Genomic DNA, 24,884 nt, shown 5'->3' with positions numbered 1-24,884 from the left:
CTTCGCTCCGGGGGGCGAAGGCGGGCGGCCCGTCGGGACCGCTGCGCACGGCCTCGGCGCCGTACTCGGACATCCGTCGCCCGTAGTCGTCGACCGCGACGAGCAGGTCCCGGCGGCTCCGGCGGCCCCCGTCACCGGGTGGCCGGGTGCGCCCAGGCGAGCAGACGCTCGCGCGGCCAGGTGGTGACGAGCCGTTCGGGGCTGAGCCCGAAGCGGGCCGCGCGGGCGTAGCCGGAGGTGAGCCAGTGGAGCTGCTCCGGGGCATGGGCGTCGGTGTCGACGGCGAACAGGCAGCCCGCGTCGACCGCCAGGCGCAGCAGGTCGTCGGGCGGGTCGCGGCGCTCGGGGCGGCAGTTGATCTCCACGGCCGTCCCGGCGGCGGCGCAGGCGGCGAAGACGGCCTCGGCGTCGAAGCGGGACGGGGGCCGGCCGCGGCCGGTGACGATCCGGCCGGTGCAGTGCCCCAGTACGTTGGTGCGCGGGTCGCGGACGGCCGTGAGCATCCTGGCCGTCATCGGTTCGGGCTCCGAGCGCAGTTTGGAGTGGACCGAGGCCACCACCACGTCGAGCCGGTCGAGCAGTTCGGGTTCCTGGTCGAGCGCGCCGTCCTCCAGGATGTCGCACTCGATCCCGGCGAGCAGCCGGAAGGGGCCGTCCTCGGCGTTGAGGGCCGCGACCACGTCGAGTTGCTGGCGCAGCCGTTCGGGGCTGAGGCCGTGGGCGATGGTCAGCCGGGGCGAGTGGTCGGTGAGGACGGCCCAGTGGTGGCCGAGTGCGCGGGCGGCCTCGGCCATCTCCTCGATCGGGTGGCCGCCGTCGGACCAGTCGGAGTGCAGGTGGCAGTCGCCCCGAGCGGCCGCGGCGAGGTCCCACCCGGCCCGTGCGGCCGGCCCCGCGGCGCTCTCCAGCCGGGCGAGGTAGGTCGGGGTCGCGCCGGCGGCGGCCTGGGCGATCACCTCGGCGGTGACCGGCCCGACGCCCGGCAGCCGGCGGGCCAGGGCGGCGTCCACCGGCCCGGGCGGCAGCGCGCGCACCGCGTCGGCCGCGGTGTGGAAGGCCCGTACCCGGTAGGGCGAGGCGTCGTTCCACTCCAGCAGGAACGCGATCCGCCGCAGCGCCGTCGCCGGATCCATGGCGGCCGGTGGTGCGCCGCCGGTCACCGCCCCCGCGCGAGCGCGCGGGCGGCGGCGCCGACCAGGACCGCGCCGCCGGTGGCGAGCAGGCCGTGGTGCTGGGAGGCCCAGAGCTGGACGCTGCGTTCGTGCGACTCCTCGTCGAAGCGGCCGTGGGCGCCGTGGTCGCGGGAGGCGTCGCCGGGGGCCCAGAGGTTGGCGTGGTCGTCCGGGTCGCGCGGGCCCTGCTCCTGCTGGGCGTCGATGCCGGTGCGGGCGAGGTAGCGGTCGAGCAGGCCGGGGGCGATGGCGTTGGCGATCAGGGTGGCCGCGGTGCTGCCGCCCACCCAGTACTCGCGGCGCCCGGGGTGGTCGGCGGCGTAGCGGACGGCGCGGGCGGCGACTTCGGGCTGGTGGACGGGCGCGACGGGCCGGGCCCGGCCCCGCAGCCGGTTGCGCACCCAGTCGAACTGCGGGGTGTTGACCGCGGGCAGCTGCACCATGGTCACCCGCACCCCCGTCCCGCTGGCCAGCAGCTCGCAGCGCAGCGCCTCGTGCCAACCCTGGATGGCGTGCTTGGCGCCGCTGTAGGCGGTCTGGAGCGGGATGCCCCGGTAGGCGATCGCGGAGCCGACCTGCACGACGGTGCCGTGGTCGCGCGGCAGCATCCGGTTCAGCGCGGCCCGGGTGGCGTTGACGTAGCCGAGGTAGGTGACCTCGGTGACCCGGCGGTACTCCTCGGGGCTGATCTCCGTGAACGGCGCGAACACCGAGACGAAGGCGTCGTTGACCCAGACGTCGATCGGCCCGAACTCCGCCTCGGCGCGGGCGGCGACGGCCTCGCAGGCCTGCGGGTCGGAGACGTCCGCCAGGACGGTGCGCACCGGTGATCCGGCGGCCTGGGCCTCGGCGGAGGCCGCGCGCAGCCCGGCGACGCCGCGGGCGACCAGCACCAGCCGGTTGCCGTCGGTGGCGAACGCCCGGACGCAGGCCCGGCCGACTCCGGCGGTGGCGCCGGTGATGACCACGGTTCGGGGCTTGGAATGCGAACGGATCCTCATGGCGGGCGTCTTGCCCCGCCGCCGGTGCCGAAACGTCCCGGCCGGATGCGGTGTCACCGGTGGGGGTCGTCGCGGTCCGGCCCGTCCGGTGGCCGGGAGCTCCGGCCGTTGTGCCGGTACAGGTGCCCGACCGGCAGCACCAGCCAGCAGGACCCGAACCACAGCATGACGGCCGCGGTGATCCAGCCGGAGATCGTCGAGTCGGTCGCCACCCGCAGCAGGAGCAGCAGGGCCGAGCCGATGGTCAGGGCCAGCAGCACCAGGCCGACGGCGACCAACCTGGCTGCGGCGTTCACCAGTTGGGGTTTGAGGCGGTGCCCGGCGAAGATCCGGTGGTAGGCGACGGGAGAGGTCAGCGAGCCGGTGGCGACCGCCCCGAGCACGACGGTGGCCACGTACAGTCCCCGGTCGAAACCGCCGAGTTGGGCGAAACGCGGCATGAAGACCACGCTCAGCAGGAAGCCGAAGAGGATCTGCGAGCCGGTCTGGGCGACCCGGACCTCCTGGAGCAAGTCGGTCCAGCGCCGGTCGGCCCGTTCCTCGGGTGACTCCCGACGGCCGACCCGGGGCCGGGAACCGTCGCCGTCGGGGCCGGTGTTCGTCGCCGCCATGCTGATCGCCTCCGCCTCCTCACGTCGCGCGTGTAGCCGTGAGCGGGCGGGGCAAACGCCTGGCATGGACGAGGAGCACGTGGCCTGTCCGGCCGCACCCGGGACGGCCCCGGAGCACCCGACCCCCCGCCCCGCGCGGCGCGGTGGTCGGGGCGAACCGGCGCCGTCCGGACCGGTGCGCCGGGCCGACGGTGCGGTCGGGGCCGCCGGACGGCCCGCCGAGGGCCTGCGGGTCGCGGTGGAGCGCGACGGGCCGGTGCGGATCGTCCACGTCGTCGGGGATCTGGACCGCGACTCGGCGGACGGACTGCGCGGTGCGCTGGCCCGCCCGGTCGCGGACGGCGTCGAGCGGATCGTGCTCGACCTGCGGGAGCTGGAGTTCTGCGACTCGACCGGGTTCAACATCCTGCTGCGCGCCCGCGCCGACGCCGAGGCCGCCGGGCTGCGCCTGGAGCTCGCCGGCCTGCGCCCCGTGGTGGCCCGGCTGTTCGAGGTCACCGGGGCCGACGCCGTGCTGCGGATCCATTCCGATCTCGGAGCGGCACTGGCCCCGCCCGGTCCCGTACCGGCGGCGGCGCCTGACGCACCGTCGGCTCCCGAACCGTCGTCGGAGGACGTGCCGTCGGCGCGACCAGGCGTTCCGCCGGGCCCGGAGTAGGGGGCCGGGCATGGACCGTACCGGGCGAGGACGGCCGGCGGCCGCCGGGGAGACCAGGCGGCTCGCCTTCGCGGGCAGCGCGGGCGCGGTGCAACGCAGCCGTGAGTTCAGCCGGGCGGCGCTGCGGTCCTGGCACTGGCTGCCCGCCGAAGACGACGAGCAACGCGGCGACGACGAACGGCGGGCCGTGGCCGAGGACGTCCTGCTGATGGTCTCGGAGCTGGTCACCAACGCCTGCCTGCACGCCCCCGGCGGCCCGCGCGAGCTGCGCCTGGACTGGAACGGCGTGCGTCTGCGGGTGGAGGTCGTCGACGCCAGCCCGGTGCTGCCGCGGCTGGTCCGGGCCGGTGATCCGGGCCGGCCGGGCGGGCACGGCCTGCGGGTGGTCGACCGGCTGGCCCGCGCGTGGGGCGCGGGGCCCGACGACGGCGGCAAGCTGGTCTGGCTGGAGGTCGGGTCCCCGCTCGACCGGCACGTGCGGCTCGACGGCTTCAACCGGAGGGGTTGAAGCCGTCGAGCGGGGCCGGGCCGAGCCCGGGGAGGCTACCGCTGCCCGGGGTGCGGTTGCGGCGGCGGTGCCGGGTCGGGGTCCGGATAGGGCGACGGGTCCGGGAAGGGCGGGATGGGCGGCGGCACCGGGTCGGGGCCCTCGCCCGGCCGCGGCGCGGGGTTGGGGTGGGGGATCGGCTGGGTGTCCGGATCAGGGGGCGTGGGAACGGTCATGGCGCACCTCAGTGACCGAGCGCGTGGGCCAGCTCGTGCTTGTTCATCTTCGAACGGCCCTTGATGTTGCGGTGCTTGGCCTCGTTGTAGAGCTGGTCGTACGTCGGACCGCCGGAGCCCTTGTGCGAGCGCAGTCCGCCGCGCCGGCCGGACGACATGTCGTGGGTCGAAGTGCGGCTCGCCGTCTTGGACTCGCCGTGCCGGGCGCGTTCCTTGTTGACCGTCCGGGCGGCGATCTCCTTGGCCCGCTTCTCGCTCTCGCCCCGGTCGAGCGCACTGTCCTTGATGTGCTCGTACTGGCGTTCCCGCTTGGGGCTGGATCCTCGGGGCATGGCCGCCCCTCCTCTCATGGTCCAGGTCGTTGCCCGAGCGCGTGTACCCGGAGGAATCCGAAGAAACCATCCGAAAGCGTGAATTCCATGTCGTATGTCGGGTAGAACAACCGTGCGGCGGTTCGCCGCCCGGCACCCGGACCGGTGCCATCGGGACCTCGCCCCTCGAAACCGGGCCCGCGTCCTCGGAAACAGCCCCCGACGGACGGGCGGGAACCCGTGGGCGTCGCCGGGCGTTCGTCCCGAGACCGAGGAGGACACGTGTCCACCCCTCTGGAAACAGCTCCCCAAGTGGAAACAGCTCCCCAAGGCGAGCAGGAAACGGTCCTGTCCTCGGGCACCCCGCCTGATCTGCCGCCGAGGCCCAGCAGGACCGAGCTCCGCGCGATGGGGAAGACCGAGGCGCGGGAACTCAGCGACGCGCTGTTCGAGCGGCTGTCCGGGCTGGCGCGGGAGAGCGCGGCGTACAGCTATGTGCGCGGCACGATCATCGAGCTGAACATGCCGCTGGTGCGGTTCATCGCCGCCCGCTTCCGGCACCGGGCCGAGGACATGGACGACATCCTCCAGGTGGGCACGATCGGTCTGATCAAGGCCGTCGACGGCTACGACCCGCGCCGCGGCGTCGAGTTCGTCACCTACGCCATCCCCACCATCGCCGGCGAGATGAAGCGGTTCTTCCGGGACACCTCCTGGCCCGTGCGCGTCCCGCGCAGCATGCAGGAGCTGTACCTGACGGTCGCTCGCGGCTCGGACCGGCTGGAGCAGCAGCTCGGCCGGCTCCCGCAGCCGGAGGAGATCGCCGAGGACCTCGACCTGAGCGTCGAGCAGGCCACCGAGGGCCTGGTCGCGGGCCGGGTCTACCGCCCCAGCTCACTGGACGCCCTGCGGGACCAGGACGCCGACGAGAGCGGCAGCGCCATGCTGGACCGGCTCGGCGGCTGCGACCCCGGCATCGAACTCGCCGACTTCCGCACCGCCGTGCGCCCCCTGCTCGCCGAACTGCCCGAGCGCGAGCAGACGGTGCTCAAGCTGCGCTTCTGGGAGGGCCGGACCCAGTCGGAGATCGCCGCGCGGATCGGCGTCTCCCAGATGCACGTCTCCCGCCTGCTGAGCGCCACGCTGGCCCGGCTGCGCGAGCAGCTGGAGGACCGCGACGCCCCCGGCTGGGCCGACGAACCGGCCGAGGCGGACTGAGTTTCCACCCGTGCCGGGTGTTTCCGACCCCCCGCAGCGGTTAGTCGCGCTGCGGGGGGGTCGTCGTGTCAAGGGCGTCAAGGAGGAGCACCGTGTCCCCGAAGGTTTCCGACCACATCCTGGAACGACTGCGGGCCTGGGACGTCCAGTACGTCTTCGGCTATCCCGGCGACGGCATCAACGGGCTGCTCGCGGCCTGGGGCCGGGCCGACAACAAGCCCGTCTTCGTCCAGGCCCGGCACGAGGAGATGGCCGCCTTCGAGGCCGTCGGCTACGCCAAGTTCTCCGGCCGCACCGGAGTGTGCGTGGCCACCTCGGGCCCGGGTGCGATCCATCTGCTCAACGGGCTGTACGACGCCAAGCTGGACCACGTCCCGGTGGTGGCCCTGGTCGGGCAGACCAACCGGAGTGCCATGGGCGGCTCCTACCAGCAGGAGGTCGATCTGCTCAGCCTGTACAAGGACGTCGCCGCCGAGTACTGCCAGATGGTGACCGTCCCCGAGCAGCTGCCCAACGTGCTCGACCGGGCGATGCGCACCGCCGCCGCCCGCCGCACCGTGACCGCCGTGATCGTGCCCGCCGACGTCCAGGAGCTGGACTACAGCCCGCCGGAACACGCCTTCAAGATGGTCCCCTCCAGCCTGGGCGCCCCGCAGTGGACGGTCGTCCCCGAGGACGACGAGCTGCGCCGGGCCGCCGACGTGCTCAACTCCGGCAGCAAGGTCGCCGTCCTGGTCGGCCAGGGCGCCCGCAGCGCCAGCCGGCAGGTCCAGCAGGTGGCCGAACTGCTCGGCGCGGGGGTCGCCAAGGCGCTGCTCGGCAAGGACGTGCTGCCGGACACGCTGCCCTACGTCACCGGGTCGATCGGCCTGCTCGGCACCCGGCCCTCGTACGAGCTGATGCGCGACTGCGACACCCTGCTGACCATCGGCTCGTCCTTCCCGTACAGCCAGTTCCTGCCCGAGTTCGGGCAGGCCAGGGCCGTACAGATCGACCTCGACCCGTTCATGGTCGGGATGCGCTATCCGTACGAGGTCAACCTGGTCGGAGACGCCGCCCGGACGCTGGACCGGCTGCTGCCGCTGCTGATCCGCAAGGAGGACCGGGACTGGTACCGCACCATCTGCGACAACACCGAGCGCTGGTGGGAGGTGATGGAGCGGCGCGCCGGGGTCGAGGCCGACCCGATCAACCCCGAGTACGCGATCCACGCCCTCGACCACCTGCTGCCCGACGACGTCATGGTCAGCGCCGACTCCGGCTCCGCCGCCAACTGGTACGCCCGCCACCTGCGCTTCCGCGGCCGGATGCGCGGCTCGCTGTCCGGCACCCTGGCCACCATGGGCCCCGGTGTCCCGTACGCGATCGGCGCCAAGTTCGCCCACCCCGACCGGCCCGCCATCGCCATCGTCGGCGACGGGGCGATGCAGATGAACGGCCTTGCCGAGCTGATCACCATCGCCAAGTACTGGCAGCAGTGGGAGGACCCGAGGCTGGTGGTGGCGGTGCTCAACAACCGCGACCTCAACCAGGTCACCTGGGAGATGCGGGCCATGGAGGGCGCCCCGAGCTTCCTGCCCTCCCAGCAGCTGCCCGACATCGACTACGCGGGCTTCGCGCGCACCCTCGGCCTGGGGGCGGAGAGCGCGGTCTCGCCGGACGACGTCCCCGGCGGCTGGCAGCGCGCCCTCACCGCCGACCGCCCGTTCGTCCTGGAACTGCGCACCGACCCGGCCGTCCCGCCGATCCCGCCGCACGCCACCTGGGACCAGATCCAGGCGGCCGCGGCGTCCGTGCTGCGCGGGGACGCCGACCGCACGGCGATGGTCCGCCAGGGCTTCAAGGCGAAGCTCCAGGAGCTGCTGCCGTCCTTCGGAGGCCGGCATGGCCGTCACTGACGTCATCGGTCTCGCCGTGCGCAACGTGCGCACCGGGCGCTTCCAGCGCTCGCTGGCCCTGGCGACCGGCGTCGGCTCGGTGATCACCGCCGCCGAGATCTACCTGGAGCACGACCGGGCCGGCTTCGGCAACCGCGTCATGTGGTGGCCGGTCTGGCTCGGCCCGGTCGGCGCCGCCGCCGGGGTGGCCGGGGCGCTCAGCCCCCGGGCCGCCCGCACCCTGCTGCCGATCGCCTCCGCGTCCATCGTCGCCAACGGCCTCCAGGGCACCTGGCTGCACGTGCGCGGCGTCGCCGAGAAGCCGGGCGGCTGGGAGATGGCCCGCTACAACATCGAGATGGGCCCGCCGCTGTTCGCACCGCTGCTGATGAGCCTGGTCGGAGGGATGGGCCTGGTGGCCGCCGTACTGCGCCGGGAGTCCCCCGATGCCTGAGCCCCGATTCCCCGGCTTCGACGTGCTCTCCCAGGCCCGGTACTGGGACCGCGAGACGACGGCCGTGGTGGTCGCCCGCACCGGACCCCAGCCGCCGCTCAGGTTCTTCACCCCCGCGGAGGAGTCCACCGCCCGGGCCCTGCTCGACCAGCTGCTCGACCACCCCGACCCCCCGCTGCTGCCGATGATCGACTCCCGGCTCGCCGAACTGGAGACCGACGGCTGGCACTACGCCGACATGCCGATGGACGACGAGGCCTGGCGCCGTTCCCTGCACGCCCTGGACGAGGAGGCCGACGGCCCGTTCGCCGCGCTCAGCGAGGTCCAGCAGCGGGCGCTGATCGGACGCGTCCAGGAACTCACCGGCGAGCACTGGCACGGCATGCCGGCCAAGCACGTCTGGAGCCTGTGGACCAGATACGCCTGCACCGCGTACTACTCCCATCCCACCGCCTGGAACGAGATCGGCTTCGGCGGCCCCGCCCACCCGCGCGGCTACCTGCGCCTCGGCCCGGACCAGCGCGAACCGTGGGAGGTCGCCGACGCCCACTCCAGGCCGCCCCGGCCCCCCGACGACGAGCCGCCCCACCCCGTGCCGCCCGCCACCGACCCCGGCCGGCACTCCCGGCTGCGCGCCGCCGCCCAGACCGTACGGGCCAACGCCGAGGCCGAGCGCGAGGTCCGCCGCACCAACGCCTCCGCCTGGCTGCTGCCCCGCGACGGCCAGGGCTTCGACCACGGCCTGCGGCGCGACATGCGGCGCTACGCGGACACCGACGAGGTGGACCTGCTGATCGTCGGCTGCGGCGCGGGCGGCGCCACCCTGGCCCAGCGGATGGCCCGCCGGGGCTGGAGTGTGGTGGTCCTGGAGGCCGGCCCGTTCTGGGACCCGCTCGCCGACTGGGTCAGCGACGAGGCCTCCTCCCACCGCCTCTACTGGACCGAGCCCCGGCTGATCTCCGGCACCGACCCGGTGCCGCTCGGCTCCAACAACTCCGGCCGCGGAGTGGGTGGTTCGATGGTCCACTTCGCCGGCTACACCCCCCGCTTCCACCCCTCGGACTTCCGCACCCACAGCCTCGACGGCGTCGGCGCCGACTGGCCGATCGACTACGACGACCTTCGCGACTCCTACCGCCGCGTCGAGTACGAACTCCCCGTCGCCGGACAGTACTGGCCCTGGGGCGACCCCCACCCCTACCCGTACCCGCCGCACCCCGTCGGCGGCAACGGCGAGATCTTCCTGCGCGGCGCCGCCGCCCTCGGCATCCAGGCCCGGGTCGGACCGGTCGCCATCACCAACGGTCGCTTCGGCCGCCGCCCGCACTGCATCTACCGGGGGTTCTGCCTCCAGGGCTGCAAGGTCAACGCCAAGGCGTCCCCGCTGATCACCCACGTCCCCGACGCCCTCGCCCACGGCGCCGAGATCCGCGCCGACTGCATGGCGGCCGCCGTCGAACTCGGCCCCGACGGACTCGCCCGCGGCGTCCGATACTTCCACCACGGCCGCGAGCACCTCCAGCTCGCCCGGACCGTCGCCGTCGCCGGCTACGCCATCGAGACCCCGCGACTGCTGCTCAACTCCGCCTGCCCGCGCTTCCCCGACGGCCTGTGCAACGACCACGACCTGGTCGGCCGCTACGTCATGGTCCAGGGCGCCCCGCAGACCTCCGGCCGCTTCGAGGAGGAGATCCGCGCCCACAAGGCCCCGCCACCCGAGGTCTCCACCGAGCAGTACTACGAGACCGACCCCGCCAAGCCCTACAAGCGCGGCTTCACCATCCAGAACATCTCCCCGCTGCCCATCACCTGGGCCGAGCACGTCGTCGCCCAGGGCCACTGGGGCGCCGACCTGCGCAGGTACCTCTCCGACTACGTCCACTGGGCCACCCTCGGCGCCATGGCCGAACTGCTGCCCCAGCCGGACAACCGGATCACCCTCGCCGAGCAGACCGACCGGTACGGCCTGCCGGTCGCCAACTTCGCCTTCTCCCAGTGCGACAACGACCGGATGCTGATCAAGGCCGCCCGCGAGGTGATGGAGTCGATCCTGCGCGCCGCCGGGGCGAGCGAGGTCATCACCATCGACCGCTACGCCCACCTGGTCGGCGGCTGCCGGATGGCCGACCACCCCCTCGCCGGCGTCGTCGACCACCGGCTGCGCACCTTCGCCGTGCCCAACCTGCTGATCACCGACGGCAGCGTGCTGCCCACCCAGGGCAGCGCGAACCCGGCGCTGACCATCATGGCGCTGGTCGACCGGGCCGCCGGCCTGCTGGCGGCGGGGGAACGCTCCGGACTGCGGACACCCTCATGAGCGAGCTCGAACGCATCGACGTCAGCGTCTACACCGTTCCCACCGACGCCCCGGAGGCGGACGGCACCCTCGCCTGGGACCACACCACCCTGGTCCTCGCCGAGGCCGTCAGCGGCTCCCACCGCGGCCTCGGCTGGACCTACGGCGCGCCGGCCACCGCCGCCGTCATCAGCGGGCAACTCGCCCCGCTGGTCACCGGCCGCGACCCGCACGACACCAGCGGTGCCCACGAGGCGATGAACCGGGCGGTGCGCAACGCCGGCCGCCCGGGACTGATCTCCGGCGCCGTCTCGGCCGTCGACCTCGCGCTGTGGGACCTGCGCGGCCACCTGCTCGGGCTGCCGCTGGCCCGGCTGCTCGGCGGCGCGGCCCGGCCCGTCCCGGTGTACGGCAGCGGCGGCTTCACCACCTACTCGGCCGAGCAGCAGGAACGCCAGCTGCGCGGCTGGGCCGAGGAGCAGGGCATCCCCCGGGTCAAGATCAAGATCGGCGAGTCCTGGGGCACCCGCGAGCAGCGCGACCTCGAACGGGTCCGCGCCGCCCGCGCCACCGTCGGCGACCGGGTCGAGCTCTACACCGACGCCAACGGCGGCTACCGGCGCAAGCAGGCCGTCCGGCTCGGCGCCGCCCTCGCCGACCAGGGCGTCAGCTGGTACGAGGAACCGGTCTCCTCCGACGACCTCACCGGCCTGCGGGTCGTCCGCGACGCCGTCCTGCCCGACGTCACCGCCGGCGAGTACGGCTACGACCCCGCCTACTTCGCCCGGATGGTCCCCACCGTCGACTGCCTCCAGGCCGACGTCACCCGCTGCGGCGGTGTCACCGGCTGGCTGCGCGCCGCCGCCCTCGCCCAGGCCCACGGCCTCGACCTGTCCGGCCACTGCGCCCCGCACCTGCACGCCCACGCCGCCGCGGCCGTCCCCAACTGCCGCCACCTGGAGTGGTTCCACGACCACGTGCGGATCGAGCGGATGCTCTTCGACGGCACCCTCGACCCGTCCGGCGGCACCGTCACCCCAGGCGCCGACGGCGCCCCCGGGCACGGGCTGCGGCTGGCCGCCGCCCGGGCCGCCGAGTACCGCACGGGGTGACGACGGCAGCGCTCCGGCCGCGGCTCCGGCTCCGGCTCCCGCAAAAGGGAAAGGGAAAGGACTGAAGACCATGACGACCACCGCGGCGGCGCTCTTCGACGTCGACGGCACCCTGCTCGACACCACGTACTTCCACGCCCTCGCCTGGTGGGAGGCCCTGCGGCAGTACGACCGCACCCTGCCCGTCGCCCGTGTCCACCGGGCCATCGGCATGGGCTCCGACCAGCTCCTCGACCACCTGCTCGGCGCCGCCCGCGACCACGGTGACGACGAGGGCATCACCGCCGCCCACGCCGCCCTCTACGCCCAGTACTGGCCCCACATCCAGCCGCTGCCGCGCGCGGCCGACCTGCTGCGCGCCTGCGCCGACCGCGGCTGGCCGGTCGTCCTCGCCAGCTCCGCGTCCGAACGGGAACTCGCGGTGCTGCGCCGCGCACTCGACGCCGACGAGGCGATCACCGCGGTCACCTCCGCCGACGACGTGGACGCCACCAAGCCCGCCCCCGATCTGGTGCGCGCCGCCCTCGACCGCGCGGGCGCCGAGCCCGAGCACGCCGTCTTCATCGGCGACACGGTCTGGGACGTCATGGCGGCCGGCCGCGCCCGGGTACCCTGCGTCGCGGTGGAGAGCGGCGGCTTCGACACCCGCGAACTCCTCGGCGCCGGGGCCGCCGAGGTCCACCGGGACACCGCCGAACTGCTGGCCGACCTCGACCGCAGCCTGCTTGCCGGGCCACCGGCCTGAGCCGCGGGCCCGGGTGGCGGCACGGGCCCGCGCGGGTGTGGTGATCAGGACTTCGTAGAAGATGAGGATGAGGCCGATACGGCCGCCAGGGCATGGAGCGCCCGGCCCGGAGGCGAACGACGTCTTCCGGAGTGCCCGGAACCGCGCAGTCTGATCACATCGACGGCACATTTCGCCGAACTTGGCCGGAATCCGTGCCCGACCCGGCGGCCCCCCCGCGGGGCCCGCTCCACCTCCCGCCCGCCGGAGTGAAGTCCCGCGGACGGGGTAGCCGTGGGGGCGTCCCGAACGGACGCAGCGGAGGAGGCCGAGATGGACGGACACGCCGAACACCCCGATGTGTCCCGCTCGGCCCGTGCCGGGTCGGCAGGCTGGTCGCTGGACGAGCCCGGGGGCGGCCTGCCGCCCGACCGGGCGCAGGCGATCCTGGAGGCGGCGAAGCGGATCGGCTCGCTGCTCAAGGCCAAGGACCACCCGTTCGCGCTGGCGGGCGGGGTCGCCGCCTACGCCCACGGCGCCAGTGTCCGGCTCCAGCACGACGCCGACTTCTGCATCCGTCGCGAGGACGTCGAGGCCGTCACCCACACCCTGCGCGAGGCCGGACTCCAGGTCTTCCTGCCGCCCGAGGACTGGCTGATCAAGGCCCGCTGCCTGGGCCAGGACATCGACCTGATCCTGGAGCTCGCCAAGCGGCCGGTCACCTCGGAGCTGCTGGACCGCGCCGAGGTGCTGCCGGTGGACTCCGTGCACATGCCGGTGCTCTCCGCCACCGACCTGGTCAGCGGCCTGCTGGCCGCCTTCTCCGAGCACCACTGCGACTTCGGGGCGGCGCTCTCGGTGGTGCGGCCGCTGCGGGAGAAGGTCGACTGGCGGCGGGTCCGGGCGGAGCGCGGCGGCGCGCCGATGCCGGACGCCTTCCTGTACCTCCTGGAACGGCTCCAGGTGATCGAACCCGAGGAGGCCGCGGCATGACCGGCGCCGACCACACCGGATCCGACGACACCGAGTACCGGCTCGCCCACCTGCGCGACCGCCTCGCCGACGACGAGGTCGGCGAACTGGGCCTGCGGATCGAACTGCACGGCACCCACGTGACGGTGCGCGGGACCGTGCCGAACCAGCAGCGCCGCGCCGCCGTCGAGCGCATCGTCGCCGAGGTCCTGGACGGTCTGAGGGTGCACACCGACATCGCGCTGGCCGACGGCCGGCCGCCGACCGGAGCGGAGGACCTGCCGTGATCCGGGTGGCCGCGGTCGGGGACATCCACCTCGGTCCGGACAGCCGGGGCGTACTGCGGCCCGCCTTCGCCACCCTGGGCGAGCTGGCGGACGTGCTGCTGCTGGCCGGGGACCTCACCCGGCACGGCACGCCGGAGGAGGCCGCCGTGGTCGGGGAGGAGGTCGGCGGACTGCCCGTGCCGGTGATCGCGGTCCTCGGCAACCACGACTACGACGCCGGCCGGCCGGAGGAGGTCACCCGGATCCTCGCCTCCCACGGCGTCCAGGTGCTCGAACGCAGCTCGACCGCCGTCCGGGTGGACGGCGCGCTGGTCGGCGTGGCCGGGACCAAGGGCTTCGGCGGCGGCTTCGCGGGCCGCAGCGCCGGCGAGTTCGGCGAGCCCGAGATGAAGGCCTTCGTCCGGCACAGCCGGGAGTGCGCCGACGGGCTGCGCACCGCCCTCGACCGGCTCGCCGAGGAGGGCTGCGACCTGCGGATCGCCCTGACCCACTTCGCGCCCGTCGCGGACACCCTGGCCGGGGAGCCGCCGGAGATCCACGCCTTCCTGGGCAGCTACCTGCTCGCCGAGGCGATCGACGGGGCCGGCGCCGACCTGGCCCTGCACGGCCATGCGCACCTGGGCACCGAACGCGGGCTGACCGCCTGCGGGGTGCGGGTGCGCAACGTCGCCCAGCCCGTCATCGGCCGCGCCTACGCCGTCTACCTGCTGCACCCGCCGGTCAGCTGACGGGGGGTCCGGCCAGCCGGGCCGCGGACTCCAGCAGCATGGCGTGCACGAACGCCTGGGGCAGGTTGCCGCGCTGCTGGTGCTGGGCGATGTCGTACTCCTCGGAGAACAGCCCGGCCGAGCCGCAGAGCCCGCGGGTGGTCTCGAACCAGCGGGCGGCCTCGACGGCGTCGCCCTGCTGGTGCTCGGCCAGGGCCATCAGGAAGCCGCACAGCACGAACGCGCCCTCGGCCTCGGCCAACGGGCGTTCGTCGTGCCGGAAGCGGTACGCGTAGTGCCCGTCGGTGAGCTGCTCGCGGCAGGCCCGCAGGGTGGCGACGGTGCGCGGGTCGTCGACGGGCGGCCAGCCGCGCACCGGTGGCAGCAGCAGGGCCATGTCCGCCGCCGGGTCGTCGGGGGAGCGCTGCCAGCGGCCGGACGGGTGCAGTGCGCGGCGGGCGGCGCGGGCCAGCAACCGGTCGGCCAGCGCGCTCCACTCGGCCGCGAGCCCGTCCGTCAGCCCGGCCGGCCCGGCGACCCCGGGGCGGGTGATCGCGCGCAGCCCGGCAGCGCAGATCAGCCGGCTGTGGGTCCACCGTCGGGGGGCCAACTCCCATATCCCGCCGTCCGGTTCACGCCACCGCGAGGCGATCGCCGCGGTCGCGGTGCGGGCCGCCCTGCGGGTCTCCGGGCCCAGCCGGCCGTGCCGGGCGGCGGCCGCGAACAGCAGCAGGGCCTCACCGAAGGCGTCCAGCTGGAACTGCCGGTTGATCTGGTTGCCCACCTGGTCGTGGCCGCCCGGGTACCCGGGCAGGTCGACGGTGCGCTGGTCCGGCACCCGGCCGCCGGTCACGGTGTAGGCGGGGGCGATGTGCGGCCCGTCCTCCTCCAGCCGCGCGGTGGTGAACCGTACGGCGTCGTCCAGGAGGCGGTCGGGCCCGCAGGCGGCGACGGCCTGGCCGGCCAGGCACTGGTCGCGGATCCAGACGTAGCGGTAGTCGTAGTTGCGGCCGGCTTCGGCGCGTTCGGGCAGGCTGGTGGTGGCCGCGGCCACCATGCCGCCGGTGACGGGGGAGGTGAGGCCGCGCAGCACGGCGTACGAGAAGCGGGCGTCGCGCCCGTCGCAGGTGTGCCCGAGGTCCGGCACGGCGGCGTGCCAGGCGCGTTCGGTGGCCCGCCAACAGCGTTCGGGGTCCGGCGCAGGGCCGTCGAGGCCGCGGTCGGACACCTCCAGGACGAGGTCCAGTCGCTCGCCCGCGGCAAGGGCGACCTCCGCGGCGAGGCTTCCGTCCGGCCCGGGGCGGGCGGCCCCGGCGCCGGTCCAGCGCAGCCGCAGCCGCCCGGCGCGGATCGTCCAGCCGTCCGCCGTCCGGTGGGGGGCGTGGGGGCGGGCCGTGCCGAAGCCGGTGCCGGCCGCCAGCCGCAGCCGCAGGCGGGCCGGACCGTAGTCGGCCTCGACCCGGCGCAGCAGCACGAGGCGGTGCGGGTCGGCGGGCAGGGCGAGCGCCTCCCGGCACACCACCACGCCCTGCTCGGTGATCCACCGGCCGCGCCGGACCAGCCCTCGGTCCTCGTAGTAGCCGCCGGGGACGAACCGGCCGACCGGGGTCACCGCGTACTCGCCGGTGCCGCCGATCAGTCCCGCGAAGACCGGGTCGGAGTCCCAGCGGGGCGCGCAGAGCCAGGCGACCTCGCCGGACGGTCCGACCAGGGCGCCGCGTTCGCCGTCGGCGAGCAGGGCGTACTCGCGCAGGCTGCAGGGAGGGAAGGCCGTCAAGTGAGTCTCCCTAGGCCGTTCGGGGCAGGACCTGCTCGCGGTAGAAGTCGAAGAAGCCCTCCTGGTCCGGGCCGATCTGGCCGACGTACACCTCGTCGAAGCCCGCGTCGACGTAGCCGCGCAGCCGGTCGACGTGCTGCTGGGGGTCGTCGCCGCAGGTGACCGCCTTGGCCACCATCTCCTCCGTCACCAGCTCGGTGGCCTGCTCGAAGTGCCGGGGCGTGGGCAGGACCTGGGCGAGTTCGCCGGGCAGCAGCTCGCTCGGCCAGAGCCGGTGGACGGTTTTGACGGCCCGCTCGCGATCGGTCGACCAGCACACCTTCACCCCGCCGATCAGCGGTCCGGTGCCGCCCGCCGCCCGGTAGCGCCCGATCAGGTCGGTGTCGGGGGTCATGGTGACGAGCCCGTCCGCGTACTCGGCCGCGGCCTCGGCCGCCTTGGGGCCGAACGCCGAGACGTACACGGGCAGTCGGCCTTCCTTGGGCGGGGTGTAGAGCCGGGCGTTCTCGACGGTGTAGTGGGTGCCGCGGTGCGAGACCAGGCAGCCGGTGAACAGCTCGCGCATCACCGAGACGGCCTCCTCCAGCATCTCCGTCCGTACGTCGAACGGCGGCCAGCGGTCGCCCAGGACGTGCTCGTTGAGCGCCTCGCCGGTGCCCACACCCAGCCGCAGGCCGCCGGCCAGCTGCACGTCCGCGGTGGCCGCCGCCTGGGCCGTCACCGCGGGGTGGAGCCGTACGGTCGGGCAGGTGACCAGGGTGGTCACCGGGAGCCGGGTGACCTGGGAGAGTGCGCCGATCACGCCCCAGACGAACGGGCTGCTGCCCTGGGCGTCGTTCCACGGGTGGAAGTGGTCGGAGATCGCAAGCCGGGTGAAGCCGGCCCGCTCGGCCAGCTCGGCCTGCTCGACCAGCTGGGCGGGGGTGAACTCCTCGCAGGACAGGAAGTAGCCGAACGCGGTGGTCATGGCAGCCTCGGTTTCCTCGGGTTGGCTCCTCGGGACTCCTCCGGTGGAGCGGCTAACCCGGCCGGGCGCGGTGAAACCTCGGCGCCGTCCGCCTCCCGCCCGCCCTCGGTGCCGGCCGTCCGCCCGCCGGATGCCCGCCGTCTGCCGCCCGCGGCGCCGGGTAGCCGGTGGGGTCTCCCAGGCGCCCGGCAGGGCGCCGACCCCCACCGGAGGTGACCACCGTGGACGCGCGCGAAGGCGGTCCGGCCGAGGCCGTCCGCCCACCCGCCCGGTCCGATGACGGCGGACCGGCATGCCCCCGCCCGCCGGGCGCACCGGACGACGAGAGCAGGGAGCAGGGTGATGCGGAGACCTACGCCGTCCTCGGGGAGGACTGACCGGGCGAGGACCGGCCGGACGGAGGCCGTCGGCCTCGGCACCTGCCCCTGCCCTTCACACGCCGCCAGGCGGCTAGCCCACCACCGGCCCGGCCGCCGCTGGCCGGGCGTCGGCCGCGGCGCCCGGGCCGCCCGCTACCCGGCCCAGGCCGGGGGCTGCCCCGCGTAGTGCCCGCGGCCGCACGCCCGGACGCTTCAGCGCGCCGGGGTGAACTCCGAGAGCCGCCCCAGGCCGTCGGCGACCGCCGCGAAGCCGCGGTCGAGCATCTGCAGCTCGTACTCCTCGACGGCGGCGGCCAGTTCGGCCTCACCGCAGTGGACGGCGGTGAGCGAGCGGCAGAGCTGTGCGGCGTCGCGGAACGCGGTGTTGGCGCCCTGGCCGGCGCTCGGCGGCATGGCGTGGACCGCGTCGCCGAGCAGGGTGACCGGCCCGGTGCCCCAGTGCGGCACGGGCCGGGCGTGACGGATCGTCAGCGGCGAGCTGTTGCCGGTGTCGGACCGTCGGACGAGTTCGACCAGGTCGGGGTGCCAGCCGTCGAGCAGGTCGAGCAGCCGGTCGCGCACCCGAGCCCAGGCCTCGGGCCCCGGCCCGAGCGGCTCGGGGAGCATGGCCACCCAGCGCAAGTAGCTTTCGGTGTGCGGAAGTTCGACGTCCGGCGCCAGCTCGGCCGCGGCGAGTCGCGGTGGCCGCCGGAACTCCATCCGGCCGATCAGCAGGCTCAGGCCGGAGCCGCGCACCAGGGTGCCGGCGCCCGGCACCAGGGCCGCGAGCCGCTCGGTCAACGGGGTGCGGCCGAGCAGTGCGTTGCCGGGGAGGTCGACGACCTCTGCCCCGGGCAGCAGCTGCCGGCGCACCGCCGAGCCCACACCGTCCGCTCCGACCAGGAGGTCTCCCACGGCGCTGCCGCCGTCCGAGAGCCGGGCCTCGACCCGGCCGCCTGCCCGCTCCTGGTACCCCGTCGCGTCGTACCCGGTCACGGCCCGGCCGAACTCGACCCGGTCGCCCAGCCCGGCGAGCAGCAGCTGTCGCAGCACGTGCCGGTCGGCGGCCGTGCCGTCGGCCGCCGGGCCGAGCTTCCGCAGTTCGTTCAACTGCTGGTCCACCACCCGCCGTTCGCCCGCGAGCGGGCCGGTCACGGCCTCCAGCAGGCGGTGCAGCCGGGGCGGCAGGCACGCCCTCAGCGCGGCGAGCCCCGGTCCGTCCAGGCCGATCCGAAAGCCCTGGTAGCGGCTGTCCGCACCGGGCTCACGCTCGAAGACCCGGACGTCGACCCCGGCCCGGACCAGCCCCTGCGCCAGGCAGAGGCCGCCGATCCCGGCTCCGGCCACCAGTACCCTCATGCTCGTCTCCTCGTTCTTCGTGAGCGTCGCTCTGTCGTCAGGGGGTTCAGTCGCGCGGGTCGAGCAGGACGACCGTGGCGGAGTACGGTGCGAGCGAGTCCGGCGCCGAGCCGTGCCGGACCGTCGTCCGGGCGAACCGGTCGGAGGGGAACTTCGGGGTGAGGTTCTGGTACCGCTTCGCCATGCTTGCTCTCCTGCGCGTGCGCTGATTGATTCCCCGTCAGCTTCACCGAACCCGGCCCCCGGGCGGCAGGACGCTTCGTCACCGATCGGCAATGACAGCTGTCACCCCCGTCGCCCTGACCGCCGTCAGCCCTGCGGTGCCTCGGCGGGCGGCCCGCGCGGTGATCCGGCGTTGCGGGGGCCCGGAGTGGTCACGGAGTCGCCACCTCGGGCGACACCGAAGCGCTGCCGCCGTCCCGCCCCGACGGTCAGGCGCCTCGCGGCCTCCTGACGGGCACCGACCGGCCCGCGCTCACGCGGCCCGGAGTTCCGCCGACGCTTCCTTCGAGAGGCTGACCCGGACCAGGGCGGCGGCCAGCCGGGCGTGCTCCTCCGGCGGGACGAGACCGCCCAGGCCGCGCGGCGTGTGCGGCAGGCCGAGGTCCTCGGCGGCCGAGCACGCCCGCTCGTCGAAGAACGGGCGCAGCCACGGCCACACCGCCTGGACCTCCCGGCAGAAGATGTCGGCGCCGACCGGGCCGATCCGGGGCACCTCCCGGAGCAGCTCCCGCAGGGCGTCCGGATCGCCGTCGGCCTCGTCGCGCAGCCTGCGCAGGTCGCCGTGCCAGCGGTCGAGCACCAGCCGCGCCCCCTCTCCGAGCGCGGTCGCGGTGCTCTCGTCGTACCGGACGTAGTGGGCCCGGCCCAGTGCGTCCACCCGGTCCTGCCAGCGGGAGTCGGCCATCGCGCGCGGTGTGCGGTACCCGGCGGCGGACAGCTCCCGGGCGGCGTCGGTGGCGGTCCCGGCGCTGATCCGGATCGAGCAGAGGACGGTCATGACCAGCAGCCGGTACAGCGGCGAGGGCTTGTCCCGCAGGGTGATGCCCGCGTCCTCGGCGTACGTCCGGCCGTGCTCGGCGAGCAGCCGGGAGGTGATCGTGTCGACGGTCATCGCGCTCTCCAGCGGGTGGGTACTCCTCAGGGTGAGGCCTCGTACGGGTTCTCCAGCTCGTGCACGGTGAAGACCAGCGGCTTGCCCCGCCGGCGGAGCAGCCACACCAGTTCGGTGATCCGGGTGGGGGAGGCGTTCTCGTAGCCCTGGTGCAGGTGGAACACGTCGAACTCGTCGTGGTGGCGCCGCACCCAGTCCGGGTCAAGCATCGCGGGCGGCCACCAGCCCCACCGGCTGCGGGGCGTGCCCCGCGGGCACGGGTCGGGCAGGTGGTGCACCGGGTACCGGGCGGTCAGCGCGGCCAGGTGCCGGACGTAGACGTGCCCGGCGGGGACGGCCGCGACCCGGGTCCCGGTGCGGCTCCGGCGTTCCGGCACCGCGGGGACGGGCGGGAGATCGGGGATGACGGCGGTCATGGCTCCTCCTGGACTGCGGCCCTCCCGACGGCACCCCTGGATCCCTCCGGCGTGCTCCCCGCGCGGCTGCCCGGGTCGCCCCGGGCGAAACGCGGCCGGTGACGGCCGGTCAGCCGGCCCCGGGGAGCCGTGCCTCCAGGTGCCCCGAGAGCACCCGGGTCTCCAGCACCGGCTGCGGCGCGGTGGCGGGGCCGCCGGCCACCTCGCCGTCCCGCAGCCGGAACTCGCTGCCGTGCCAGGGGCAGCGCAGGCAGCCGTCGACGACGCTGCCCTCCGAGAGCGGGCCGGAGAGGTGGGCGCAGCGCTCCGCGAGCACGTGGCAGCGGTCGCCGTCGCGGACCACCACCACGGCGAGCTCGCCGACGCGGCGGCGGACCGGCTGTCCGACGGGGAAGTCCTCGACCGGGCCCAGGGTGGCCCAGTCCGGCGGCGCCAGTCGGGGCACCGCGGCGGCCCGGTCCGGCCCGGCGGCCTGCCGGTAGGCCAGGTGTCCGCCGAGTACGCCGCCGGCCGCCACGGCGGTCATCCCGGCCCAGCCGAGCAGTCGGCCGCGCGCGCGGCGCCCACGGCAGCGGGCCAGCAGCGAGCCGGTGTACAGCAGCACGCCGCCGGTGTTGGCGAGCGCGTGCACCAGCCCGGTGCGCCGCCGGGGTGCGTCGAGCCGGGCCCAGTCCACCCAGCCCGCCAGCGCGGCGGGTCCGGCGGCCAGCAGACCCGTCGCCACCAGGACGTCGGCCGAACGGCGCCGGCCCGGCGCCAGGTCGAGCAGGCCCGCCGACGTCCAGCAGCCGATCGGCAGCTGGACCAGCGCCGGGTGCAGCGGGTGGCCCAGCCAGACCCCGTGCAGGGCGTCGCGGTACGGGCCCAGCGGAAGGGACTGGAACGCGTCGGCGAGCGGCTGGGCCGGGGTGTCCAGCACCTCCCAGTGCGCGGGCGCGTCCAGGGCGCGGCGCAGCAGACGGGACCAGCGGTGGGTGTGCAGAGCTGAGGTGTCCATATCGGGCGGCTAGCCCAACCCGGCCCGGCCAAACCCGCCCTGACAGCGGGGACCTCCCCGGCGGAAAGGGCGGTGGCCCCCACTCCGGATGGGAGGTGGAGGCCACGGGCCGGGCCCTGCCGGATCACGCCTTTCTTCCGGCCTCCGCGACCGCGCCCTGGACGGCGGCGACGCGCAGGTCGACGAACGCCTGCCGGGGGTCGTTGAAGTTGGTGAACGGCTGGGGGACGACCTTGCCGAGCGCGCGGTACTGCTCCAGCGCCTCGGTCGGGCGTCCGGCCCGGGTCAGGGCGTAGGCGAGCCAGCCGCGGGCGTAGTCGAGCCGGGGGTGCCCGGGGTCGGCGGCCGCGAGGTCGGCGAGGGCCGAGTCCAGGGCGGCGGCGACCTCCGGCCGCTTCCAGGCGGTGAGCTTCTCCCGGTCCTGCGCGAACTGCTCGAAGTAGGCCTCCAGCTTGATCGGGGCGAGCAGGCTGCCGGCCGGGGCGGCCTCGATCGCCTCGTCGATGAAGCCGTGCATCAGCTCGTGGCTGCCGTGCCACTTGTCGCACCAGTACTGCAGCGCCCGGCTGTGGGCCGACCAGTGGTGCGGGTCGCGCTTGGTGAGTTCGGCCCAGAGCTCGCGGAAGCGGTCGTTGGACCAGTTGAGGCCCATCGCGATGGACGTCTGGACGACCCACGGGTTGGGGTCGTCGTCGGGGGCGAGCGCGACGGCCGCCAGGGCGGCCTCCTCGGCCTCCAGCAGGACCCGGTGGAAGGCCTCGAACTGCTCGCGGGTGACCTGGTTGGCGCGGGCACTGGTGCGGATGTTCCAGGCCAGGTAGACCAGGGCGTCGGCGTGCAGCAGTGCGGCGGTCGGGTCCTGCGGCCGCTCCGCGCGCCAGGCGCGCAGCCAGGTGTCGTCCTCGGCGGCGAGCCGGGCCAGCTCGCGCTGCCGCAGCCAGCGCAGGTCGGCGGTGGCCTCCGCGGTGAGGTGGGCGGCGGCCGGGCGCCAGTCGCCGGCCTTCGCGGCGGCGAGCGCGGCGGCCTCCTCGGGGTCGGTCTCGCCGTCCAGGACCAGCTCGCCGGAGGGCACCAGCCCGTGCTCGGCCGGGACGATGGCGTTCTTCGCCCGGCCCTCCGCGGCGAGTCGCGCCTCGTGGCCGGCGATGGTGGCCTTGGCCCGCTCCAGCTGGGCGAGCTTGCGCTTGGCCAGCCGGGTCATGACGACCGGGAACAGCAGGACGAGGCCGACGACGGCCAGCACGATGATGCCGATCAAGGGTGTTCCCTCCGTGGGTGGTGTTCGGTCCGCCGGGCCGTCAGACGGCGGGGGCGACGGGCGCGGGGAGGCCGGCCCCGGTGAGCAGCGTGCGCAGCGGCGCGGTGTCCGCGGCGTCGGCGCAGGCGGCGTTCAGGGCCGCGTCGAAGCCGTCCTCGAAGCCCTCCGGGAGGCGGAGCGCGGCGGGCCCGGACCAGGAGAGCTCCCAGGCGGCCAGGCCGGCCTCGGCCAGCGCGGTGACGACGGCGTGCGCCAGCTCCTCGCGCAGCATCGGGCGGGCGAACTCGCGGGCGGCCCGGCCGGTCGCGGCGGCGGCCTGCTCGCTCTTCGGCAGCCGGTCGGTGAACTCCCACGCCCGGCCGGCGTCGACGGCGTCGAGCAGGCCGTGGAGGGTGGCGGGCAGGCCGAGCCCGGCCAGTGCCCGGTGGGCGGGCGCGGACGCCTCGCGGGCGCGGGTCAGCATGGCGGTGCGGACCAGCTCGGGCCACTCCACCCGCTGCTTGCCGGCCGCCTCGGGGACCAGCGTGACGACCTCCAGCTCGGCGAGCACCCGCTCCGCCTCCCGCAGCAGTGCGAGGGCGGGGCCGGCGGCACCGGGGCCGCGCCCGTCGTCGGGCAGGCCCTCGACCGCGGCGACCCGCAGGCGGATCGGCGGGTGCGAGTCGTACGGGTCGGGATCCTCCTCGGGCAGGTCCAGCGCGTGCTCGGCGAGCTCCGCCCGGCGCTCGGGGTCGCTCAGCAGGTGGAGCAGGCCGCCGTAGACCTGGCCGGGCGGCGGGAGCAGCCCGGCGTCCCAGCCGATGGTGGCGTAGCGGCTGAGGTAGAAGTCCTGGGCCGCGTCCAGCGTCGGCAGCTTGCGCAGGGCCGAGGCGGTGGCGTCCCGCCCGGCGAGCTGGGCGGCGACCCGGTCGGCCGCGTACTCCTGGCGGCGGCCGACCGCCTCGGAGACCCGGAAGTAGAGCTTGGCGTAGAGCGTGAAGAGCTTGGCGAGGGCCCGGTCGACGCCGCCGGTGGCCTGCTGGCTCGACGGCTTGCGGCCCTTGGCGAGCCGCTTCTCGGCCTTGGCGGCGAGCTTGGCGGCCTCCTCGGCCTGGTGCTGGTCGGCGCGCCGGTGCAGCCCGCCGACGGTGTGCAGGAGGGCGCGGCGGCCGGCGACGGTGACGGCGGCCAGCTTGACGTCCCGGTTGCTGTAGTGGCCGAACTCGTGCGCCAGCACGGATTCGAGCTCGCCCTCGGTGAGGCCCAGCAGCAGCGGGGCGCCGATGACGAGGTGGCGCTTGCCGGGGACCAGGCCGAGCAGCCTGGTCTCCTCGAAGACGCCGGCGTTGACCTGGGGAACCAACCGGATCTCGGCCGGTCCGCGGATGCCCGTCCGCTCGGCGATCCGGTCGACCACGGCCCACAGGGCGGGCTGCCGCTCGCGGGTGAGGACCACGCCGGGCACCTCGCCGTCCTCCTTGCGGCGGCGGGTCAGGAACACCACCCGGACCACCGGGTAGCCGATCGCGGCGCTCAGCGCCCAGATCTTGACCAGCCCCGGGCTGAAGTGGCCCAGCTCCTGGTACAGGGCGACGTCGACGGCGAGCAGGCCCCCGAGGAGGCCGAGGGCGAGCAGGTAGAAGCCGATGAGCAGGGCCACGGCCGTGACGGCTCGGCCTGATGTGCTCATGGCGGTTGAACGCTGGGGCGCGCCCATGCGATGGTCCTCCCCCTGGGCGCGACGGCAGGGCGGCGCGCGGTGTCTGCATGGTGAACGGGTGTACGACGGGTGAAGATCGTAGCGGCCGCCGGAGAGCCTGCGCACCGGCGTTTTCGGTCTGCGGACGCGGCTCCCACCTGCGGGTTCGTCGCGAGTTCCGATTCGTGCGGGCTTGCGGCGATTCTTTCGCCCGATCCAGCAGGAGTAGCCGAGAGTAACGATTTCGCACCCCCTCCCGTCCGGCGGGATGACCCCGGGACGAGCCGGGGCCGCCCGGGTGTCCGGCGGCCCGGCACGGGTAGGGACAGGGCCGGCCGTCGCTGCCCGAACGGCTTTGCGCCGCCTGCGGGGAGGCGCTGGCCCGTCGAGTCCGCCGCGATCGCCCTGATGGCCGACCCCGACCACCGGGCCGGGGTGTGGGCCACCGACGGGCGGGCCCGGCCCATGGAGGAGCGGCAGTTCAGCCTCGGCGAAGGCCCCGGCATGGACGCCTTCCGCAGTCGCCGGCCGGTGGTGGTGGCCGACTTCCTGGCACCGAGGAGGTGCGGTGGCCGGTCCTGGTGGTCGAGCTCGCCTCGATCGACCCCGCCGAACGCGCGCTGCGCAGCGCCTACGGGGCACCGCTGACCTCGGGACCTCCGGCATCGGTGTGCTGAGCCTCTACCGCGCGCCTGGTGAGCGGCGAGCTGTCCCCGGGCACCGTGTTGGCGGGCTGACCGGACCGTCCACGGGACGTCCGGTCCGGGGTGGCCCCGCACACCGCGCTGACCGTTCCGACCCGGGCGGCGCAGCGGCCGGGCCGGAACGGTCAGCGC

Annotated in this window: 24 protein-coding genes; 11 read left to right on the top strand and 13 right to left on the bottom strand. The window is 75.0% G+C overall.

The features are described 5' to 3' along the window. Positions 1-131: 131 nt before the first annotated feature. From ACFV1W_RS19935 to ACFV1W_RS19925, 3 genes are read right to left on the bottom strand one after another with little or no spacing between them, the layout of a single operon-like run. Entirely contained in the window at positions 132-1,133 is a 1,002-nt protein-coding gene (locus tag ACFV1W_RS19935; protein WP_380418263.1) for a PHP domain-containing protein, read from the bottom strand. 23 nt (positions 1,134-1,156) lie between these two features. Next, a complete protein-coding gene (locus ACFV1W_RS19930) occupies positions 1,157-2,173 on the bottom strand; it encodes an SDR family oxidoreductase (protein WP_380418261.1) in 1,017 nt (338 codons plus the stop codon). Between the two features lie 53 nt (positions 2,174-2,226). Further along, entirely contained in the window at positions 2,227-2,784 is a 558-nt protein-coding gene (locus ACFV1W_RS19925) for a DUF6328 family protein (RefSeq protein WP_380418259.1), read from the bottom strand. Positions 2,785-2,848: 64 nt separating this feature from the next. Here ACFV1W_RS19925 and ACFV1W_RS19920 point away from each other — a divergent pair, with 64 nt between their 5' ends. Both ACFV1W_RS19920 and ACFV1W_RS19915 read left to right on the top strand, forming a co-directional pair. Continuing rightward, a complete protein-coding gene (locus ACFV1W_RS19920) occupies positions 2,849-3,442 on the top strand; it encodes an STAS domain-containing protein (protein WP_380418257.1) in 594 nt (197 codons plus the stop codon). A 10-nt stretch (positions 3,443-3,452) separates the two neighbouring features. Further along, positions 3,453-3,950, top strand: a complete 498-nt coding sequence (locus tag ACFV1W_RS19915; protein ID WP_380418255.1) for an ATP-binding protein — start codon at positions 3,453-3,455, stop codon at positions 3,948-3,950. Positions 3,951-4,173: 223 nt separating this feature from the next. On the opposite strand, the gene ACFV1W_RS19910 is transcribed toward ACFV1W_RS19915, so the two are convergent. Further along, positions 4,174-4,497 (bottom strand): plasmid stabilization protein, encoded by a 324-nt coding sequence (locus ACFV1W_RS19910; RefSeq protein WP_380418253.1) that lies wholly within the window; start codon positions 4,495-4,497, stop codon positions 4,174-4,176. Between the two features lie 387 nt (positions 4,498-4,884). Here ACFV1W_RS19910 and ACFV1W_RS19905 point away from each other — a divergent pair, with 387 nt between their 5' ends. The 9 genes from ACFV1W_RS19905 (at position 4,885) to ACFV1W_RS19865 (ending at position 14,144) form a co-directional block, all read left to right on the top strand. Next, positions 4,885-5,694, top strand: a complete 810-nt coding sequence (locus ACFV1W_RS19905) for a SigB/SigF/SigG family RNA polymerase sigma factor (RefSeq protein ID WP_380418251.1) — start codon at positions 4,885-4,887, stop codon at positions 5,692-5,694. A gap of 92 nt (positions 5,695-5,786) precedes the next feature. Further along, entirely contained in the window at positions 5,787-7,592 is a 1,806-nt protein-coding gene (locus tag ACFV1W_RS19900) for a thiamine pyrophosphate-requiring protein (RefSeq protein WP_380418249.1), read from the top strand. After that, entirely contained in the window at positions 7,579-8,025 is a 447-nt protein-coding gene (locus tag ACFV1W_RS19895; RefSeq protein WP_380418247.1) for a hypothetical protein, read from the top strand. Before ACFV1W_RS19900 ends, ACFV1W_RS19895 begins: the two co-directional genes overlap by 14 nt. Beyond that, positions 8,018-10,342 (top strand): GMC family oxidoreductase, encoded by a 2,325-nt coding sequence (locus ACFV1W_RS19890; protein WP_380418245.1) that lies wholly within the window; start codon positions 8,018-8,020, stop codon positions 10,340-10,342. Before ACFV1W_RS19895 ends, ACFV1W_RS19890 begins: the two co-directional genes overlap by 8 nt. Then, on the top strand, positions 10,339-11,433 hold the full coding sequence (locus tag ACFV1W_RS19885; protein WP_380418243.1) for an enolase C-terminal domain-like protein: 1,095 nt from the start codon (positions 10,339-10,341) through the stop codon (positions 11,431-11,433). The genes ACFV1W_RS19890 and ACFV1W_RS19885 overlap by 4 nt, the downstream gene beginning before the upstream one ends. 70 nt (positions 11,434-11,503) lie before the next feature. After that, complete coding sequence (locus ACFV1W_RS19880) at positions 11,504-12,178, top strand: HAD family hydrolase (protein WP_380418241.1); 675 nt, start codon at positions 11,504-11,506, stop codon at positions 12,176-12,178. Positions 12,179-12,490: 312 nt separating this feature from the next. Next, positions 12,491-13,150, top strand: coding sequence for a nucleotidyltransferase family protein (locus tag ACFV1W_RS19875; protein ID WP_380418239.1), 660 nt, complete (start codon positions 12,491-12,493; stop codon positions 13,148-13,150). Beyond that, a complete protein-coding gene (locus ACFV1W_RS19870; RefSeq protein ID WP_380418237.1) occupies positions 13,147-13,416 on the top strand; it encodes a BON domain-containing protein in 270 nt (89 codons plus the stop codon). Before ACFV1W_RS19875 ends, ACFV1W_RS19870 begins: the two co-directional genes overlap by 4 nt. Beyond that, positions 13,413-14,144 carry a metallophosphoesterase gene (locus ACFV1W_RS19865; RefSeq protein ID WP_380418235.1) on the top strand — a complete coding sequence of 244 codons (732 nt, stop codon included), beginning with the start codon at positions 13,413-13,415 and terminating at the stop codon, positions 14,142-14,144. The genes ACFV1W_RS19870 and ACFV1W_RS19865 overlap by 4 nt, the downstream gene beginning before the upstream one ends. Here ACFV1W_RS19865 and ACFV1W_RS19860 read toward each other — a convergent pair. The 9 genes from ACFV1W_RS19860 to ACFV1W_RS19820 form a co-directional block, all read right to left on the bottom strand. Then, a complete protein-coding gene (locus ACFV1W_RS19860) occupies positions 14,137-15,900 on the bottom strand; it encodes a glycoside hydrolase family 15 protein (protein WP_380418233.1) in 1,764 nt (587 codons plus the stop codon). The two genes, ACFV1W_RS19865 and ACFV1W_RS19860, sit on opposite strands and share 8 nt — an antisense overlap. A gap of 10 nt (positions 15,901-15,910) precedes the next feature. Then, positions 15,911-16,867: a TIGR03557 family F420-dependent LLM class oxidoreductase gene (locus ACFV1W_RS19855; RefSeq protein ID WP_380418231.1), complete on the bottom strand. Its 957-nt coding sequence runs from the start codon at positions 16,865-16,867 to the stop codon at positions 15,911-15,913. 572 nt (positions 16,868-17,439) lie between these two features. Next, on the bottom strand, positions 17,440-18,585 hold the full coding sequence (locus ACFV1W_RS19850) for an FAD-dependent oxidoreductase (protein WP_380418229.1): 1,146 nt from the start codon (positions 18,583-18,585) through the stop codon (positions 17,440-17,442). Positions 18,586-18,631: 46 nt separating this feature from the next. Beyond that, the gene (locus ACFV1W_RS19845) at positions 18,632-18,769 is read right to left on the bottom strand and encodes a hypothetical protein (protein ID WP_380418227.1); all 138 of its coding nucleotides are present in this window, start codon (positions 18,767-18,769) and stop codon (positions 18,632-18,634) included. A 291-nt stretch (positions 18,770-19,060) separates the two neighbouring features. After that, a complete protein-coding gene (locus tag ACFV1W_RS19840; RefSeq protein ID WP_380418225.1) occupies positions 19,061-19,699 on the bottom strand; it encodes an endonuclease in 639 nt (212 codons plus the stop codon). Between the two features lie 26 nt (positions 19,700-19,725). Further along, on the bottom strand, positions 19,726-20,115 hold the full coding sequence (locus tag ACFV1W_RS19835; protein WP_380418223.1) for a hypothetical protein: 390 nt from the start codon (positions 20,113-20,115) through the stop codon (positions 19,726-19,728). 109 nt (positions 20,116-20,224) lie between these two features. Continuing rightward, a complete protein-coding gene (locus ACFV1W_RS19830) occupies positions 20,225-21,112 on the bottom strand; it encodes a Rieske 2Fe-2S domain-containing protein (protein ID WP_380418221.1) in 888 nt (295 codons plus the stop codon). A gap of 124 nt (positions 21,113-21,236) precedes the next feature. Further along, positions 21,237-22,370: a hypothetical protein gene (locus tag ACFV1W_RS19825; RefSeq protein ID WP_380418219.1), complete on the bottom strand. Its 1,134-nt coding sequence runs from the start codon at positions 22,368-22,370 to the stop codon at positions 21,237-21,239. A gap of 40 nt (positions 22,371-22,410) precedes the next feature. Further along, positions 22,411-24,039, bottom strand: coding sequence for a M48 family metalloprotease (locus ACFV1W_RS19820; RefSeq protein WP_380418217.1), 1,629 nt, complete (start codon positions 24,037-24,039; stop codon positions 22,411-22,413). Between the last annotated feature and the right edge of the window lie 845 nt (positions 24,040-24,884).

Source organism: Kitasatospora sp. NPDC059648 (assembly GCF_042734825.1).
In the GTDB taxonomy this organism is placed as follows: Bacteria; Actinomycetota; Actinomycetes; order Streptomycetales; family Streptomycetaceae; genus Kitasatospora.
The sequence above is the reverse complement of the archived record's forward strand: the minus strand, read 5'-3'. Positions and strand labels throughout refer to the sequence as shown.

Coding starts and splice junctions, on each gene's coding strand:
- ACFV1W_RS19935 (WP_380418263.1), bottom strand. CDS start 1,133: ATGGATCCGGCGACGGCGCTGCGGCGGATCGCGTTCCTGCTGGAGTGG.
- ACFV1W_RS19930 (WP_380418261.1), bottom strand. CDS start 2,173: ATGAGGATCCGTTCGCATTCCAAGCCCCGAACCGTGGTCATCACCGGC.
- ACFV1W_RS19925 (WP_380418259.1), bottom strand. CDS start 2,784: ATGGCGGCGACGAACACCGGCCCCGACGGCGACGGTTCCCGGCCCCGG.
- ACFV1W_RS19920 (WP_380418257.1), top strand. CDS start 2,849: ATGGACGAGGAGCACGTGGCCTGTCCGGCCGCACCCGGGACGGCCCCG.
- ACFV1W_RS19915 (WP_380418255.1), top strand. CDS start 3,453: ATGGACCGTACCGGGCGAGGACGGCCGGCGGCCGCCGGGGAGACCAGG.
- ACFV1W_RS19910 (WP_380418253.1), bottom strand. CDS start 4,497: ATGCCCCGAGGATCCAGCCCCAAGCGGGAACGCCAGTACGAGCACATC.
- ACFV1W_RS19905 (WP_380418251.1), top strand. CDS start 4,885: ATGGGGAAGACCGAGGCGCGGGAACTCAGCGACGCGCTGTTCGAGCGG.
- ACFV1W_RS19895 (WP_380418247.1), top strand. CDS start 7,579: ATGGCCGTCACTGACGTCATCGGTCTCGCCGTGCGCAACGTGCGCACC.
- ACFV1W_RS19890 (WP_380418245.1), top strand. CDS start 8,018: ATGCCTGAGCCCCGATTCCCCGGCTTCGACGTGCTCTCCCAGGCCCGG.
- ACFV1W_RS19885 (WP_380418243.1), top strand. CDS start 10,339: ATGAGCGAGCTCGAACGCATCGACGTCAGCGTCTACACCGTTCCCACC.
- ACFV1W_RS19880 (WP_380418241.1), top strand. CDS start 11,504: ATGACGACCACCGCGGCGGCGCTCTTCGACGTCGACGGCACCCTGCTC.
- ACFV1W_RS19875 (WP_380418239.1), top strand. CDS start 12,491: ATGGACGGACACGCCGAACACCCCGATGTGTCCCGCTCGGCCCGTGCC.
- ACFV1W_RS19870 (WP_380418237.1), top strand. CDS start 13,147: ATGACCGGCGCCGACCACACCGGATCCGACGACACCGAGTACCGGCTC.
- ACFV1W_RS19855 (WP_380418231.1), bottom strand. CDS start 16,867: ATGACCACCGCGTTCGGCTACTTCCTGTCCTGCGAGGAGTTCACCCCC.
- ACFV1W_RS19850 (WP_380418229.1), bottom strand. CDS start 18,585: ATGAGGGTACTGGTGGCCGGAGCCGGGATCGGCGGCCTCTGCCTGGCG.
- ACFV1W_RS19845 (WP_380418227.1), bottom strand. CDS start 18,769: ATGGCGAAGCGGTACCAGAACCTCACCCCGAAGTTCCCCTCCGACCGG.
- ACFV1W_RS19840 (WP_380418225.1), bottom strand. CDS start 19,699: ATGACCGTCGACACGATCACCTCCCGGCTGCTCGCCGAGCACGGCCGG.
- ACFV1W_RS19835 (WP_380418223.1), bottom strand. CDS start 20,115: ATGACCGCCGTCATCCCCGATCTCCCGCCCGTCCCCGCGGTGCCGGAA.
- ACFV1W_RS19830 (WP_380418221.1), bottom strand. CDS start 21,112: ATGGACACCTCAGCTCTGCACACCCACCGCTGGTCCCGTCTGCTGCGC.
- ACFV1W_RS19820 (WP_380418217.1), bottom strand. CDS start 24,039: ATGAGCACATCAGGCCGAGCCGTCACGGCCGTGGCCCTGCTCATCGGC.